The sequence below is a fragment of the Flavobacterium sp. LC2016-01 genome (genome assembly GCF_009711135.1).
GTDB lineage: Bacteria > Bacteroidota > Bacteroidia > Flavobacteriales > Flavobacteriaceae > Flavobacterium.
Genome location: NZ_WMIC01000002.1, coordinates 528,472 through 544,025 on the forward strand (window position 1 = coordinate 528,472; position 15,554 = coordinate 544,025).

Annotated in this window: 14 protein-coding genes; 11 read left to right on the plus strand and 3 right to left on the minus strand. The window is 33.4% G+C overall.

The features are described 5' to 3' along the window. Positions 1 to 39 precede the first annotated feature (39 nt). Both GKZ88_RS06640 and GKZ88_RS06645 read left to right on the plus strand, forming a co-directional pair. Positions 40 to 999: a 3',5'-cyclic-nucleotide phosphodiesterase gene (locus GKZ88_RS06640; protein ID WP_155101593.1), complete on the plus strand. Its 960-nt coding sequence runs from the start codon at positions 40 to 42 to the stop codon at positions 997 to 999. 52 nt (positions 1,000 to 1,051) lie between these two features. Then, on the plus strand, positions 1,052 to 1,342 hold the full coding sequence (locus GKZ88_RS06645; RefSeq protein WP_155101594.1) for a type II toxin-antitoxin system RelE/ParE family toxin: 291 nt from the start codon (positions 1,052 to 1,054) through the stop codon (positions 1,340 to 1,342). Positions 1,343 to 1,344: 2 nt separating this feature from the next. On the opposite strand, the gene GKZ88_RS06650 is transcribed toward GKZ88_RS06645, so the two are convergent. The 3 genes from GKZ88_RS06650 to GKZ88_RS06660 all read right to left on the minus strand — a co-directional run bounded on the left by GKZ88_RS06650 (position 1,345) and on the right by GKZ88_RS06660 (position 3,534). Further along, positions 1,345 to 1,656, minus strand: a complete 312-nt coding sequence (locus tag GKZ88_RS06650; RefSeq protein WP_155101595.1) for a hypothetical protein — start codon at positions 1,654 to 1,656, stop codon at positions 1,345 to 1,347. Positions 1,657 to 1,793: 137 nt separating this feature from the next. Next, positions 1,794 to 2,333: a 3-hydroxyanthranilate 3,4-dioxygenase gene (locus tag GKZ88_RS06655; RefSeq protein ID WP_155101596.1), complete on the minus strand. Its 540-nt coding sequence runs from the start codon at positions 2,331 to 2,333 to the stop codon at positions 1,794 to 1,796. Between the two features lie 106 nt (positions 2,334 to 2,439). Further along, complete coding sequence (locus GKZ88_RS06660; RefSeq protein ID WP_155101597.1) at positions 2,440 to 3,534, minus strand: endonuclease/exonuclease/phosphatase family protein; 1,095 nt, start codon at positions 3,532 to 3,534, stop codon at positions 2,440 to 2,442. A gap of 141 nt (positions 3,535 to 3,675) precedes the next feature. On the opposite strand from GKZ88_RS06660, the gene GKZ88_RS06665 reads away from it, so the two are divergent. The 9 genes from GKZ88_RS06665 (at position 3,676) to GKZ88_RS06705 (ending at position 15,547) form a co-directional block, all read left to right on the plus strand. Beyond that, the gene (locus GKZ88_RS06665) at positions 3,676 to 4,752 is read left to right on the plus strand and encodes a serine hydrolase (RefSeq protein ID WP_155101598.1); all 1,077 of its coding nucleotides are present in this window, start codon (positions 3,676 to 3,678) and stop codon (positions 4,750 to 4,752) included. A 137-nt stretch (positions 4,753 to 4,889) separates the two neighbouring features. Further along, entirely contained in the window at positions 4,890 to 5,789 is a 900-nt protein-coding gene (locus GKZ88_RS06670) for an LD-carboxypeptidase (RefSeq protein WP_155101676.1), read from the plus strand. 163 nt (positions 5,790 to 5,952) lie between these two features. Then, the gene (locus tag GKZ88_RS06675) at positions 5,953 to 6,324 is read left to right on the plus strand and encodes a YraN family protein (RefSeq protein WP_155101599.1); all 372 of its coding nucleotides are present in this window, start codon (positions 5,953 to 5,955) and stop codon (positions 6,322 to 6,324) included. A gap of 120 nt (positions 6,325 to 6,444) precedes the next feature. Continuing rightward, complete coding sequence (locus GKZ88_RS06680; protein WP_155101600.1) at positions 6,445 to 7,101, plus strand: aspartate kinase; 657 nt, start codon at positions 6,445 to 6,447, stop codon at positions 7,099 to 7,101. 397 nt (positions 7,102 to 7,498) lie between these two features. Beyond that, positions 7,499 to 8,062 carry an RNA polymerase sigma-70 factor gene (locus GKZ88_RS06685; RefSeq protein ID WP_155101601.1) on the plus strand — a complete coding sequence of 188 codons (564 nt, stop codon included), beginning with the start codon at positions 7,499 to 7,501 and terminating at the stop codon, positions 8,060 to 8,062. A 285-nt stretch (positions 8,063 to 8,347) separates the two neighbouring features. After that, a complete protein-coding gene (locus GKZ88_RS06690; protein ID WP_155101602.1) occupies positions 8,348 to 9,532 on the plus strand; it encodes a FecR family protein in 1,185 nt (394 codons plus the stop codon). 191 nt (positions 9,533 to 9,723) lie between these two features. Next, the gene (locus GKZ88_RS06695) at positions 9,724 to 12,936 is read left to right on the plus strand and encodes a TonB-dependent receptor (protein WP_230392469.1); all 3,213 of its coding nucleotides are present in this window, start codon (positions 9,724 to 9,726) and stop codon (positions 12,934 to 12,936) included. A gap of 8 nt (positions 12,937 to 12,944) precedes the next feature. Next, positions 12,945 to 14,453 carry a RagB/SusD family nutrient uptake outer membrane protein gene (locus GKZ88_RS06700; protein ID WP_155101604.1) on the plus strand — a complete coding sequence of 503 codons (1,509 nt, stop codon included), beginning with the start codon at positions 12,945 to 12,947 and terminating at the stop codon, positions 14,451 to 14,453. A 14-nt stretch (positions 14,454 to 14,467) separates the two neighbouring features. After that, positions 14,468 to 15,547 carry a SusE domain-containing protein gene (locus GKZ88_RS06705; protein ID WP_155101605.1) on the plus strand — a complete coding sequence of 360 codons (1,080 nt, stop codon included), beginning with the start codon at positions 14,468 to 14,470 and terminating at the stop codon, positions 15,545 to 15,547. Positions 15,548 to 15,554 lie beyond the last annotated feature (7 nt).

Consider the following 15,554-nt stretch of genomic DNA (forward strand, 5'->3'; position numbering starts at 1 on the left):
TTTATTTGATGAAATTTGCACTTCTAATACCTTAATAATATGATCAATTTCAGTAGGCTTTTACTTTGTTTTGTATTGATTTCGTTTAACGCATTTTCTCAAAAAGAGCAAAAACCATCTTTTCAAGTAGTTCCGCTAGGAATAAAAGGAGGAATTGACGAAAAAAATCTTTCGGCTTATTTATTAGCTCCAGTTAACACTAAAGATTTTATCTGTTTGGATGCCGGAACTATAAATGCCGGAATTGAAAAAGCAATTGAAAATAAAGTTTTTAAAGTTTCAACCAGCGAAGTTTTAAAAAAGTATATAAAAGGTTATTTGATTTCGCATGCGCATTTAGATCATGTTTCGGGATTAATTATAAATTCCCCTGCCGATTCTTCCAAAACAATTTATGCAACTGAAAAATGCATGGAAATGATGGAAAATCATTATTTCAACGACCAAACTTGGGCCAATTTTGGAGATAAAGGCGTGGGATTTCCATTAAAAAAATATCATTTTCAAACTTTGAATTTAGGTGAAGAAACTCCTATTTCCAATACAAAAATGACAGTAAAAGCTTTTCCCTTAAGCCATGTTAATCCCTTTGAAAGTACTGCTTTTCTAGTTAAAAGTGAAGATTCTTATGCTTTATATTTAGGTGACACTGGTCCAGATTCTGTTGAAAAAAGCGACAAACTTAAAGCTTTATGGACTGCTATTGCGCCTTTGGTCCAAAGCAAACAATTGAAAGGTATTTTCATCGAAGTTTCTTTCCCTAACGAACAGCCGGACAAGTTTTTATTCGGACACTTAACTCCGAATCACTTAATGAGTGAACTTCATATTTTAGAAGAATTAGCAGGAAAAGGTTCTTTAAACAACTTCACAATTATTATTACTCACTTAAAACCACCCGCTAAAAATATTGTTAAGATTAAAGAGCAGTTAAAAAATCAAAATGATTTAGGTTTGAAGATTATTTATCCTGAGCAAGGGAAAAAGTTTGAGCTATAGAAAATATTTTTGTAAGTATTTTTTTATATTTTAGCTGAATAAATTTTTATTAATGAAAATTGTTTGGTCTAAAAAAGCAAATTACACTTTTTATAATATTCAAAATTATCTAGACTATTTTTGGTCTCCATTAATAGCTCAAAAATTCATCAAAGATGTTTTGCACGTTTTGAGCCTATTAGAAGTAAACCCAATGCTTGGGAAATACAACACAAACTTAAAATGTAGAGAAATAGCTATTTCCAGACAGATCACTTTATACTATCAAACAGAGAAAGACTATCTGGAATTAATCTCTTTTTATAACAATCGTCAAAAACCAATAAACATTATTGACTTGTAATTCTATATTAGGTTTTTACTTTTTAATTCAGCTAACATTTCTTCATGTGTTATAAAATCTCCATTTTTCAAATCAAGTTTTCCTTGTTCAATATCAGCTTTTAATTCTAATCTAAAATTTTCTTCTGGAGAAAGAATTTTTGCGATTGAAAGCATTTCATCTGCCGAAAAAGTTTGAGTTTTTAACTTACGATAAAATGTTGGACTTGGAATACCTATTTGCTCAATAATGTAGCTTTTTTTAAATGGAGATTTATTCATCAAATCTTCAATACCATTAACAATTTTTTTATAAGCAATAATTTCTTGTATCATAATATATGCGTTTTTATATCATTTATGATACAAATATAAATCAAAAACAATACAAAAACTTCTTTTTGAATGAAAATTCACTAAAAAACCCTACAGGTTTTAAAAATCTGTAGGGTTTGAATATATTAAAATTAAAACTACTTTTTAGCCGTAAATCTCGGATCAGTTTCCATTACAGTTCCACATTTATCGCAGGTTCTTAATTCTTCTGAATTGTAAAAATGTTCGAAATGAGGAAGAAAGTCTTTTTCTATATTATGCAATTCAAAATACACTTCATAAAGTTTGTGATTGCAATTATCACAATGCCAAAGAAGTCCGTCAATATATCCTTTTCCGGCACGTTTGCGTTCAATAACCAATCCAATTGAACCTTCGGAACGAACTGGAGAATGCGGAATTTTAGCGGGATGCAAATACATATCGCCGGCATTTAATTCCATTTCTTTGCGCTCGCCATCTTCTTGAATAACGACTTTTATACTTCCCTCTAATTGATAAAAAAGTTCTTCGGTTTCGTTATAATGATAATCTTTTCGTGCGTTTGGTCCGGCAACAATCATTACAATATAATCGCCTGAATCAACATAAAGATTTTTATTTCCAACTGGCGGTTTTAGTAAGTGTCGGTTTTCTTCAATCCATTTTGTTAGATTGAATGGTTTTGCTATAGCCATTTTTTTCAGAATTTATGAAAAGCTAAGGTAACGAATTTGTAGAGACGCACAGCAGTGCGTCTTATCGATTTTGATCATGGCAACCTAGACGCACTGCTGTGCGTCTCTACAATTTCTCACGTATGAGATAAACATAAACCGGAAAATGATCACTAAAACCTGCTTCGGTTAGTGAATTTCTTAACGGGTATCCTTTATATTTTCCAGAAGTTTGAATAAGATAAGGCTTGTTGAAAATCCCTGCTTTCCAAAATTTAAAACTTGAAAAATCAGGTTCAATAAAAGATTTTGTCATCATAATTTGGTCAAAAATATCCCACGAATCACGGAAAGCTAGAGTTCCCAATCCTTTTTCAGCCATTTCTTCGAATGGATTATAAACACCAAATTCTGGAACTTCAACCTTTTTAGATTTTGCTCCTAAAGCCATTTTTATACTTTTATTAAAAGGCCCGTCGTTTAAATCTCCCATTGTTATAGCTTTTGCCATTGGGTTTATTTGTTGTAAAGAATCAATTATTTTTCTGTTTAGTTTTCCAGCCGCTTCGCGATAAGAACTGCTGGCTTTTTCTCCTCCAGATCTCGAAGGCCAGTGATTGACAATAATATGTACTTCTTCATTATCTAAAAAACCAGTTACTAAAAGCTGATCCCTAGTAAAAACTCGGTTTTTAACATCAATTTTGGCTTCAACATCTCCTAAGTCCTCATTATTATTTTCCTCAAGAACCGGTTTGTTTTTATAAATTAATAATGGAATATTAGAAAAAGAAGTGGGTCTGAAATATTTCTTTTGATACAAAAGCGCTACATCAATGCCACGTTGATCAGGCGAATCAAAATGAATAATTCCGTAATCGTAACCAACTATTTTTTCTTGTTTTATTAGATCTTCGAGAACACCTCTGTTTTCAATTTCAGAACAGCCAATTAAAGTCGGCGCATTTGAATTTTCTGCAGTTCCAATTTCTGAAAGAACTCGTGAAAGGTTTTTTAGTTTTTGCTCATACTTTTCTTTTGTCCAATGCTGTGCTCCTGCGGGTGTCCATTCGTCATCACTTGTATTTGGATCATCAATTGTATCAAAAAGATTTTCAAAATTGTAAAAAGCTACTGTATGAACAACATACTTTTTAGATTGAGCAAATAAGGAAGAAATTGAAAAAAGTGATAAAACGTAAAACTTTATAAATCGGCGCATAAATTTCAATTGAATATTTAAAACCACAATTTACACAGAAAAATATTTTGTAAGAAATTTATATTATTTTATTTTTGATTTATATATTGGTTTCTCTAGAAATGTCCCGTAACTTGCTTACAAAATCTGATATTCCTGTAAATGAAAAAAATTGTCTCTTTCGTCTTCTTCTTTAGCATTTTAGCAACTTCGTACGGGCAAAAAAATAGTCTTTCAGCAGAAAATATCAGAATAAAATATAAAATTCCCGAATTAGCATATGCTGTAGTTTCTTCAGATTCGATATTCGAAATTCAAACTTTGGGATATCAGCGGATTAATTCTTCTTACAAGGCAAAAATTGATGATAAATTTCGATTAGGATCTTTAACAAAAACCATCACAAGCTACATTGCAATGATTTTGGTTAAAGAAGGAAAAATAAAACTGGACACTAAATTCTTCGACTTATATCCAGAATTAAAAGCAAACAGCAATCCTGGTCTTTACAATGTTACATTGAAAGATTTCCTGACATTTAGAGCTCCCATTCCTACTTGGTCATATGGAAATGAAACGCCGCTCCAAAAAGAAATTAAAGGCAATAATCAACAGCAACGATATGAATTTATTTCTTGGTTTCTTAAGCAAAATCAAATTGTTTCTGAGAGACAAGAACTATATCGGTCAAATCCGAGTTATGTTGCCGCTGGGCTGATGCTTGAAAAAGCAAGTGGAAAAAGTTATGAAACATTGGCAAAAGAATTGGGCAAAAACTTAAACATTGATTTTGGTTTTGGACAGCCAAATGTAATTGACGAAAATCAGCCTTGGGGACATGATGAAAATTTAAATCCTGAAAAACCAGCATTAAATTATAAGTTAAACTGGCTTTCATCTGCAGGAAATATAAATTGCAGTTTGCCCGATTATTGTAAATTTACTCAAATGCAATTGAAGGCTTTATTAGGCAAATCAAAAATAATATCTGCTGAAGAATTTAATTTAATGCATACCGGTTTACCCGAATTTTCTTTTGGATGGTATTCTGAAATAAATGAAAAATCAGGTTTAAAATATTCTTTTCATTACGGAAATCCGGGAACATTTTTAACTAAAGTTTATATTTGTCCAGCGATTAATAAAGCTTTTATAATCTTTGCTAATGTGCAATCTGAAGAAGCAGATAAAGGATTAATGCTTCTGCTGGATGAATTACAACAACAATATAAAGGCTGATTTTTAGCCAAATTTTAAAATTTTAAGCAAGAGAAATCATGAACAACACTTTTAATATCAAGAAACGTTTTGCCTTTTGTAAAATCGCATTTCTTACTTTTGCTTTACAAACAATCAACTGTCAATCTCAACAAATCATGATTACACCGCCTTACTTACAAAAAGGAGATACTGTCGCTCTTTTGGCAACTGCCAGAAAAAATATCGACGATAATTTAAAACCAACTATTGATTTACTTCACAGCTGGGGATTAGAAGCTGTTGTTGGAAGTACAATTGGTCTGGATTATCATCAGCTGGCGGGAACAGATGAGCAACGCGCTGCCGATTTTCAAAAGCAATTAGACAATCCAAATATTAAAGCAATTTGGTGTGTTAAAGGCGGATATGGAACTGTAAGAATGTTAGATTTATTGGATTTCACCAAATTCAAGCAGCATCCAAAATGGGTTATTGGATTTAGTGACGTTACGGTTTTGCACAATCATTTAAACACAATGGGTTATAAATCTATACATGGTATTATGCCCGTGACGATTCCGCGTGCGACTCCGGCGGCGGTTAGTTCTATGAAGTCGAGTTTGTTTGGCGAACCTATTTCCTACTCTATTGGTCCTGATAAAATGAATCGTTTTGGTAAAGCAACCGGCGAATTAGTGGGCGGAAACCTTTCTATTTTATATAGTTTATTAGGTTCTCCTTCGGCAATTGACTGTAAAGATAAAATCTTGTTTATTGAAGATTTAGATGAATATTTGTATCATATCGATCGTATGATGATGAATTTAAAACGCAACGGCTGTATTGAAAACTTAAAAGGAATCATTATTGGTGGTATGACCAAAATGAAGGATAACGAAGTGCCATGGGGAAAAAATGCATTAGAAATCATTGATGACGTTACTAAAAAATACAATATCCCGGTTATCTTTAATTTTCCAGCTGGACACGTTCAGGACAATCGTGCTTTAATTATGGGAAATATAATTTCTATTGATGTGAATGCATCTGGAAGTACCGTTTCTTTTCAAAAATAAAAAATCCCTCTATTCCTTAAATTAAGGAAATAAATACCACATAAAAATCTCGCAAGACGCGAAGTCGCAAAGTTTGAATTAAGCTTTGCGACTTCGCGTCTTTGCGTGCAAAAAACCCAAAACCCAAAACCTGAAACCTGAAACTTGAAACTAAAACAAAACTATGGCAGAACATAACGAACTTGGAAAAAAAGGCGAAGAGCTTGCAGTAGAATTTCTTCAACAAAACGATTATAAAATTTTAGATCGAAACTGGACTTTTCAAAAAGCCGAAATAGATATTATTGCACAAAAAGATTCTACTTTGGCCATCGTTGAAGTAAAGACAAGATCGAGTTTAGATTTTGGTTCTCCACAAGATTTCGTTAAACAAAAAAAGATTCAGCTGCTGATTAAAGCAGTAAATGCCTACATAAACGATAGGGAAAAGGATTTTAATGATGATCTAAATATTCGTTTTGACATAATTGCTATCCATAAAACTGAGGAAACATTTGCAATTGAGCATATTACTGATGCTTTTTATCATTTTTAACATATTTTTTTAATGTTATAATTGTAACATTTTGTTTTTTTATTTATATTTGCAGAGATTTATAACATCAAATTAACTAAACCAACACAATTAAGTTACAAAAAAAAAAGAAAAAAAATTATGAAAACCGTTTCATCAATCGTCGAAAATTACATTAAAACAAAACCATTTTTATTGAATGCATTATCGCTCGGGATTATCAACCTAACTTCTCTTTCTCGGAACATTATGACCGAGCTGGAAAGTGAATTTGGCAAAGAGGTAAAACAAGGTGCTGTGGTAATGTCTCTTAAAAGACTGACTGAAGAATTAGATTTCAAATTAAATCATAAAATCAATAAAGTAATCAAGAATATTGGTGAAATTACCGTTCGTTCTGAATTGACGGATTACACTTTTTCGGCATCTGAAACTGTTTTAAACAAACAAGCCGATTTGATTTCTGATATTAATGCCTTATCTGATATTTTTTACACCTCATCTCGTGGAGTAAACGAAACAAATATTGTAGTAAGCAGTAGTGTTAATCATTTGGTTGAAAAACACTTTATGCGCGAAAAACTTATTCAGAAACTAGATAATCTAGCTTCAATTACAGTAAAACTTCCAAAAGAAAATATTGTAGTTCCTGGGATTTATTATTTCATTTTTCAGCGTTTGGCGTGGGAAGGAATTATTATAAACGAGGTAATTTCGACTTCAAATGAATTTACAATTTTAGTGGGAGAAGACCAAGTTGATGTTGCTTTTAAAGTAATCAAAGACTTAAAAAACTAATGAATAAAATTTAATTTTTAGATCTTATTAATATTTCAATTTCTAAAATCCTTTTGTCTTTTTTATTAAAAAAAGCAAGAGGATTTTTTGATTCTGGTCAATTGAAAAATCCGCATTTCATTTACCCCGAAATAAGAATATTCTCAAAAAGAGAAATTCATAATAGTTAATTTTTAATATTTCTGCCAAAAAGTTATTAACTTGATAAAAAGCATTTTACCATTGTATTTACTGAGATTTAAACGATGATAAATTTGAAAAAACAGAAATAAGTTTAATTTTTGACTTTTTTATGCGAATAATATTTTTATATATTTGCTAACCACTCAACACATTAGAGTATCGATTTTGATAGTATCGTAATATAATTAGATTTAAATACAAACTAATTAATTTAATGTTGGAAGCCAGAGATCATAACGACAAATTATTGGTAAGCGAACTTAAAAATGGCAGCGAAAAAGCATTTCGTGCCCTTTTTGATTTGTATTATCAGGATATCTATGGCTACAGCATAAGCCTTTTAAAGTCGAAGGAAGCTGCCGAAGAAAATGTTCAGGATGTTTTTATGAAGGTATGGCAGCACCGCGAAAACCTAAATTTAGAACAGTCGTTTAAAGCTTACATTTTTACAATTGCTAGAAATCAAGCTTTCAATACGCTGAACAAAGCAGCAAATGACAAGGTTTTAAAAGAAGCTGTTTTTTATGAAAGCCAAAAATCTCATGAATACGGCGATTATTCGATTCGCGAAGAAGACTGCAAAAAACTTCGCAAACAAGCTATAAAACAATTACCCCCCAAGCGAAAGCAAATTTTTAAAATGTCCCGAAAGAAAGGCATGAGTTACGAAGAAATAAGTCAGGAACTCGGCATCTCTATAAGTACTGTCAAGAACCAAATGAGCAAAGCACTGGAATCCATGCGAGTCTTTTTTCAAGTTCATGATGAGATTATCTAAACCAAAAACCATCAACCATTAAAATCACCTTTCCCGGGTGATTTTTTTTTACTTTGTCATCCTGAGGAACGAAGGATGACAAGATTGTGGAAAATCATCTAATTTTCATTTTTTTTTAATTTTTTATTTTGTCTTTAATCCTAACAAAATAAGGCATTAACAATCTTTTTAAGAGAAATATTTAATCTCTAAAATGTTAAAATTAAAAAATTTACAACGTTTGAGTAGTACTCAACTTTAGTTCAGCTGTATTATATCAGAACCCCGACTTAAAAACAATTCGTAATGAATTCAAATTCTGAAATAAAAGGCCTTTTGCAAAAGTTTGTTTTGAACCAATGTACACTCGAAGAAACAAACGAGGTTATTGCCTATTATAAAAAAAATCAGCTTACAGATGATTTTCCGACAGTAGAAGATATTCAAAATCTATTATCGGAAATGCCAAAAATGGACAAGCAAACTGCTGATGACATTTTCATGAATATTTTAGCAGCTTCAAAAGAAGAAAAAGAAGAAGCTGTAATTGAAATGCCTGCAAGAAGATCGAATTATAGAAAATACATTTCGATTGCGGCTTCGGTTGTTATCTTATTAGGAATCGGCTTTTTCTACAAACAAAGCCTTTCAAATAAAGCTGCTGAAAAAGAATTTGATTTTAAAAGCACTGACATTGTACTGCAATTAGAAAATGGCGATATTCAGGTAATTTCTGAAAAAAATTCATCGATTGTAAAAGATGCAAAAGGAAATATTGTTGGAAATCAGAACGGAGATAAATTAGTTTATGAAAACAATTCAGATCCAGAAAAATTAGTTTACAATACAATCAAAATTCCATACGGAAAAAAATTCCGCCTTCAATTATCTGACGGGACATTTGTTCATCTAAACTCGGGAACAACTTTAAAATATCCTATAAAATTTATCGCTGGCGAAAACAGACAAGTATTTCTTGACGGAGAAGCTTTTTTTGATGTTGCCAAAGACAAAAAACATCCGTTTATCGTTAATGCAGACAACTTGAATGTTCGTGTTTTAGGAACGCATTTCAATGTTTCAAATTATCCAGAAGATGCTTTAACCGATGTTGTTTTAGTGGAAGGTTCCGTTGGAATGTACAATTCAAATGAAGAATTTGATGCACTTAAAAACACCATTTTGAAACCTGGATTTAAAGGAAGTTTCAATAAAGAAAACACTAAAATTTCGACTAAACCTGTAATTACTGATATCTACACTTCGTGGATAAATGGCGGTTTGACATTTAGAAATATGACTTTCAAAAACATTATTACAAAACTGGAAAGACGCTATAATGTTACAATTGTAAACAAAAATGAAAAACTAGCCAACGAAAAATTTAATGCCAGCTTTAAAGAAGAATCTATTGAAAATGTTATGAGCTATTTCAATGATATTCATGGTATTCATTACACTATAAAAGACAATCAAATACTAATTAAATAACCACTAAAACCAACTACAATCTTATGAGAAACTAAATTACGGGAATAAAAAAATCGGAAAGAGCTGCGAACAATTTCCGATTAACTAAGTGATTGAATATAACGAATTAACTACAATCAATTAACAAAATTATGAAAAAAAAATCAAAGAATACTGGGTTTTTATACCGAGTGTTCCAAAATGACCTAAAATTGAAACTAACTACACTACTTATTTTGGTCGCCATGTTCAATATCAGAGCAAATACTTATGCCCAAAAGACAAAAGTAACGCTGGAATTAAACAATTCAACCATCGAAAAGGTTATCGAGACCATAGAACAAAAAACAGATTTCAGGTTTATTTACAAATTGAATGATATCGATCTGGATCGAACGATTTCAATTAATGTAAAAGACCAGTCGATTTATGTAGTTCTAGATAAGCTATTTAAAGGAACTCCAACCGAATTTAAAATTCGCGACACTCAGATTATCTTAAAAAAGCCGGAACTTAAAACGGAAGTTATTCCGTTCCAAAAACAAACTGTATCTGGTATAATTACCGATGAAAACGGATTGCCTTTGCCAGGTGCATCGGTTATTGAAGAAGGAACTAAAAACGGTATGGTAACTGATTTTGACGGAAAATACAAACTTACTGTTGAAAGCAGCCAATCTGTAATCATAGTGACTTTTGTTGGATACAAAGAGAAAAAAGTAATCGCTAATCAAAGCGTAATAAATATTCAGCTTATTCCAGATGCCACAAACTTACAGGAAATTGTAGTTGTTGGTTACGGTTCTACAGCAAGAAAAGATGTTACTGGAGCTGTTTCTTCAGTAACTGCAAAAGACATGAACCAAGGTGCAATCGTAAATCCTTTGCAATTGATTGCTGGTAAAGCTGCCGGTGTAAATATCACGCAAATTGGTAGTGAGCCAGGTTCAGGGCCAAGTGTACGTATTCGTGGTATTTCTTCTTTAATTGGAGGAAATGACCCTTTGGTAGTTGTGGATGGAATTCAGGGAAACATGGATTTATTAAATCAGGTTCCGCCAAGTGAAATTGAAACTATAGATATTTTAAAAGATGCTTCTGCAACTGCAGTTTATGGTTCTCGAGGAGCACCTGGAGTTATTATCGTAACGACTAAAAAGAATAAAGCAGGAAAAACTACAATGGAATATGTAGGCTCAACTTCAGTTGATTTTATTCCAAAAAAATTAGACATGCTTGATGCTGACCAATGGTGGAAAACGGCTCAAAGTGTTGGTGTTCCAGCCTCTGCAAATCATGGTTCAAATACAGATTGGTATGGTCTTTTGACACAAACTGGAATTACACAAACACATACGCTTTCATTTGGTGGCGGAACTGATAAATTTAATTACAGAGCTTCTATAACTGCTATTATGCAAGATGGAGTTGTAATTAATTCTAGTAATCAAAAATACATTGGCCGTATTCAGGCAACGCAATTGGCGCTTGATGATAAATTAAAATTGACTTTTAATTTAAATACTGGAGTAAATAATTTAACAAGCAGTATTGGCAGTATTGGAACGGTTGCTTACACGTCAAATCTAATTACAAATTCATTATTGGCCAGACCAACAGATCCGGTTTTTAATACTGATGGAAGTTATTTTACAGATCCAACTGTATTTCACTATTTAAACCCTTATGCAGCAGCACAAGAGGTAACCAGTGAAACTCAAAATGATAATTTATTTGGAAGCTTAAAAGCAGATTTAGACTTAGGCAAAGGCTTTACAGCAAACTGGTTTGGAAGCTGGAGAAAGACCAATAGAAACGAAGGATATTATATGCCCGCTAGATCAACTGATGCTTATGCAATGGAGCAGAACGGCTTTGGCAACATTAAAAATGACAGGCAAAACGAAAAACTGACGAATCTTAGTCTTACCTACAAAAAGACTTTTGGAATCCATAGTTTTAACGCTTTGGCTTTATACGAATGGCAAAACCAAACGTATCAGGGCAGTTTTACTCAGGCAAGAGGTTTTATTAGTGATGAAGCTAGTTACAATGCACTGCAGTTTGGTGATTTGTCTAAAGTAAGAGCAGGAGATATTAAAACGTATAAAAATGACCGTTCTTTAGTTTCTTATTTAGGAAGATTAAACTACTCTTTATTAGATCGTTATTTACTTACCGCAAGTATTAGACGAGATGGTTCATCTGTATTTGGTTCCAACAACAAATGGGGGAATTTCCCTTCAGCATCTGTAGCATGGCAAATTAACAAAGAGTCATTCATGACAAATCAAACTTTGTTTAATGAGTTGAAATTACGTGTTGGATATGGTGTAACAGGAAATCAGCAAGGTCTTAATCCGCAAACGTCATTGCCATTGGTTGATAGCGCTGGAAATATTTATTTTGGAGGATCGATCATCACCAATTTTACTATTGCTCAAAATGCCAATGCTGATTTGAAATGGGAAACTAAAAAACAAACTAACATTGGACTTGATTTTGCTCTTTTAGACAACAGATTAAGAGGTAGCGTAGATGTTTACGATTCAAGAACAGATAATCTTCTATTTGATTACACTGTACCTCAGCCTCCTTATCCTTATAATAAAATTAAAGCCAATGTTGGAAGTATTTCAAACAAAGGTTTAGAAGTTGCACTTGCCTATGATGTGATCAGAACTGACAACAGTACTTTGACACTTGCAGGAAATGTATCGTTCATGAAAAATGAAGTGCTTAACTTAAGCGGTAGTATTAACGGAATTCCTTTAAATACTGACTATGTAAACTGGGGAGCACCAAACTCTTTATTAGTACAAGGAAAACCGGTTGGGTCATTTTATATTTTACAGAGTACCGGTAAAAATTCAAATGGTGTAGAAACAGTTGCAGATATTGACGGAAACGGAATAATTGATCAGGGTGTAAAAAGTCCGGATCGCTATTATGCAGGTTCGGCTTTGCCAACTTATACTTTTGCATTTAATCCATCTTATAGACACAAAAACTTTGATGCTTCTATGTTATGGAGAGGTTCTGGTGGAAATAAAATCTACAATAACCTAAATCAAAGATTAAGTATGTTGGAAAATACTGGTAGTTCTAATGTTTTGCAAAGTGCGGTTGATAAAGGAATTTTTTCTTCTCCATACGGATCTGATTTATGGTTAGAAGATGGTTCATTCGTACGTTTAGAAAATGTTACTGCCGGATATTCTTTCCGTTTTACTGATAAATACGTTGATTCTATCCGACTTTCTCTTACAGGAAACAATTTGCTGTTAATTACAGATTACACAGGTGTTGATCCAGAATTAAACATAAGCGGAAGTGGTGATCCTAATGATAATTTTGGTGGTGATAAAGGAATTTATCCACGTACCAGAAGTGTTGCATTTGGTTTGACTGTAAAATTTAAATAGTAAAAGAAATGAAAATTAAAAATATAGTACTAGCAGGAAGCGCATGCCTCCTAACACTTTTTAGTTGTACAGATATCAACGAAAATATATACGACAAATACCAACCTGACACGTTTTACGGAACTCCGGAAGGAGCCAACATAGCGCTGGCCAGTGTTTATGCCGAAATCCCTGGAGATTTTGAACGTAAAAGTGTACCTGGAGTAGGTTACGCCGGAGCTGATAACGGCTGGTACGACATGAACTGTATGTCATCAGATGAGCAGGTGATTCCGCATAGAAATGACGGTAACTGGCAACAGGATTTTGCCCGTTTGCACAAACATGAGTGGCTGCCAAATGAATTCATTATCAACAATACCTGGAACTGGTTATACAATAGTATTTTCAAAGCCAATTTAGCGGTTGAATTATTAGAAAAAGCAAAAGCAGATCCTTCAAAAATTGCTGAAGCAAAAGTATTGCGCGCTTTCTTTTATTATTTATTGATTGATGATTTTGGTGATGTTCCTTTCTTCACCGATAATAATATTACAGTTGATAAAATTCCTCAGTCTAGCCGTAAAGAAGTGTATGCTTTTATCGTAAAAGAATTAACTGCAAACGTAGAATTGCTTTCTGTTACAAAAGGAGGAAATTATTACGGGAGATTCAACAAATGGGCTGGTTATACGCTTTTAGCAAAAGTATATTTGAATGCTCAGGTTTATACTGGAGAAGCAAAATGGGCCGAATCTTTAGCGGCTTGCAATAAAGTAAGCGAAGGTGGTTTTACACTGCATTCTGGTGCAGCAAATGATGCTAGTCCGTTAGGAAATAAATACTACGAATTATTTGGGGATGTACTTCCAGATGACGAAACGATTTTGCCAATTTTTGCGACGCTTGATGTCGTTTCTCGTAACGTTTACGCTGTTCGTAGTGTATACGGTCCACAGGGCACCAATATGTTTGGACTTTCTGGATGGAACGGAACTATTGTGCCTACCGATTTCTTCCTGAAATATGCTACAAATGATATTAGAAGAAAACAATTTTTATTTGGAGAACAACCGGGCGGATTTAATTACACGCTTGAAGTGGGTTCTTTAGATAATCCAGGAGCAGCTCCTCAAGCGGGAGTTCGTAATGTTAAGTTCTATCCTGCTGGAGTAAAAAGCGGTGGTGGAGCTTCAAATGATTTTCCGATTTTCAGATATGCTGACGTAATTTTAATGATGGCAGAATGTAATGTACGTTTAGGAAATCCTGCTGCTGCGAAACCTTTTGTAGATCAAATCAGACAACGTGCCGGTTTAGATGGTCTGGCTGCAAACCCAACTCTTGACGATATTTATAACGAAAGAGGATTCGAATTAAACTGGGAAGGTCATAGAAGACAAGACATGATTCGTTTTGACAAATTTTTATTGGCAAACGAATTCAGACCAGCTTCTCCTGTTTTCAGAAAATTGTTCCCAATTCCAACATCTGCTTTAGATGCAAATCACGGACTTAAACAAAACCCAGGTTACTAAAAACAAAAACTATTATGAAAAAATATATAAATAAATTATTCGTATTAGGCAGTTTGCTTTTTTTAGCTGCTTCCTGCGAAACCGAAGGACAACTAACAACCTTAGCAACGGTAACGTTTCCTTCTGCGATTGAAGTTTCGTCAAGCACAATTGTACTTAAAGAAGATACTTCAGATCAATCCGCTTTATTGGTGTCTTGGCCAAAAGTAACCTATCCAATTGCTGCACCTGTAACTTATGCGATACAATTTGATTTACCTACCGACATTACAGGAACTGAAGCTTGGGCAAAAGCGAAACGTGTTGACGTTGGAGAAGATGTTTTAAGCAAATCCTTTACTAGTTTCGAATTGAATAAAATTGCCACAGATTTAGGGCTTAAACCTAATGTTGCGGGAGATTTAGTAATTCGCGTAGAATCTTCAATGGATCATAGAATTTATTCAGATCCGGTTACCATCAAAGTTACTCCTTACTTAAAAACTGTGGTTATAGGCGAAATCTATATGCCGGGAAGTTATCAAGGATGGGCTGTAGAAACTGCTGCTGCCTTAACAGAAATCCAATTGCAAGTTTATCAGGGTTATATGACTTTGCCTGACGGTGCGGGTCCTGGATTTAAATTAAACAAAGGAAGAAACTGGGCGCAATTTTTTGGTGCTGGTGCAACAAATGCTGATATGAAAAACATGAGTGACACTGATTTTACACTTCCGGGAGCAGGTTCGTACCAAATTAAAGCTAATTTAAATACTTTAAAATGGAGCGCTACGCCTTATTCATGGGGAATTGTTGGAACTTCTCAAGCAGGCGGATGGGATAATAGCACACCAATGAGCTACGACCATCAAACCAAAACCTGGAAAGTTACGGCCAATTTAACTACAGGAGCTTTAAAATTCAGACTAAACAATAGCTGGACTATCAATTATGGACCAGCAGATCCTTCAACCAATACAATTAATTTAGACAATGGAGGTGCTTATGACATTCCTGAAGCAGGCTTGTACGAAGTAACTTTTAAAATCAATGAAGTAGATCCGGTAACGAATGGTTATCCAAAAACTGCTACTTGTACCATTGTTAAAAAATAATCTATCA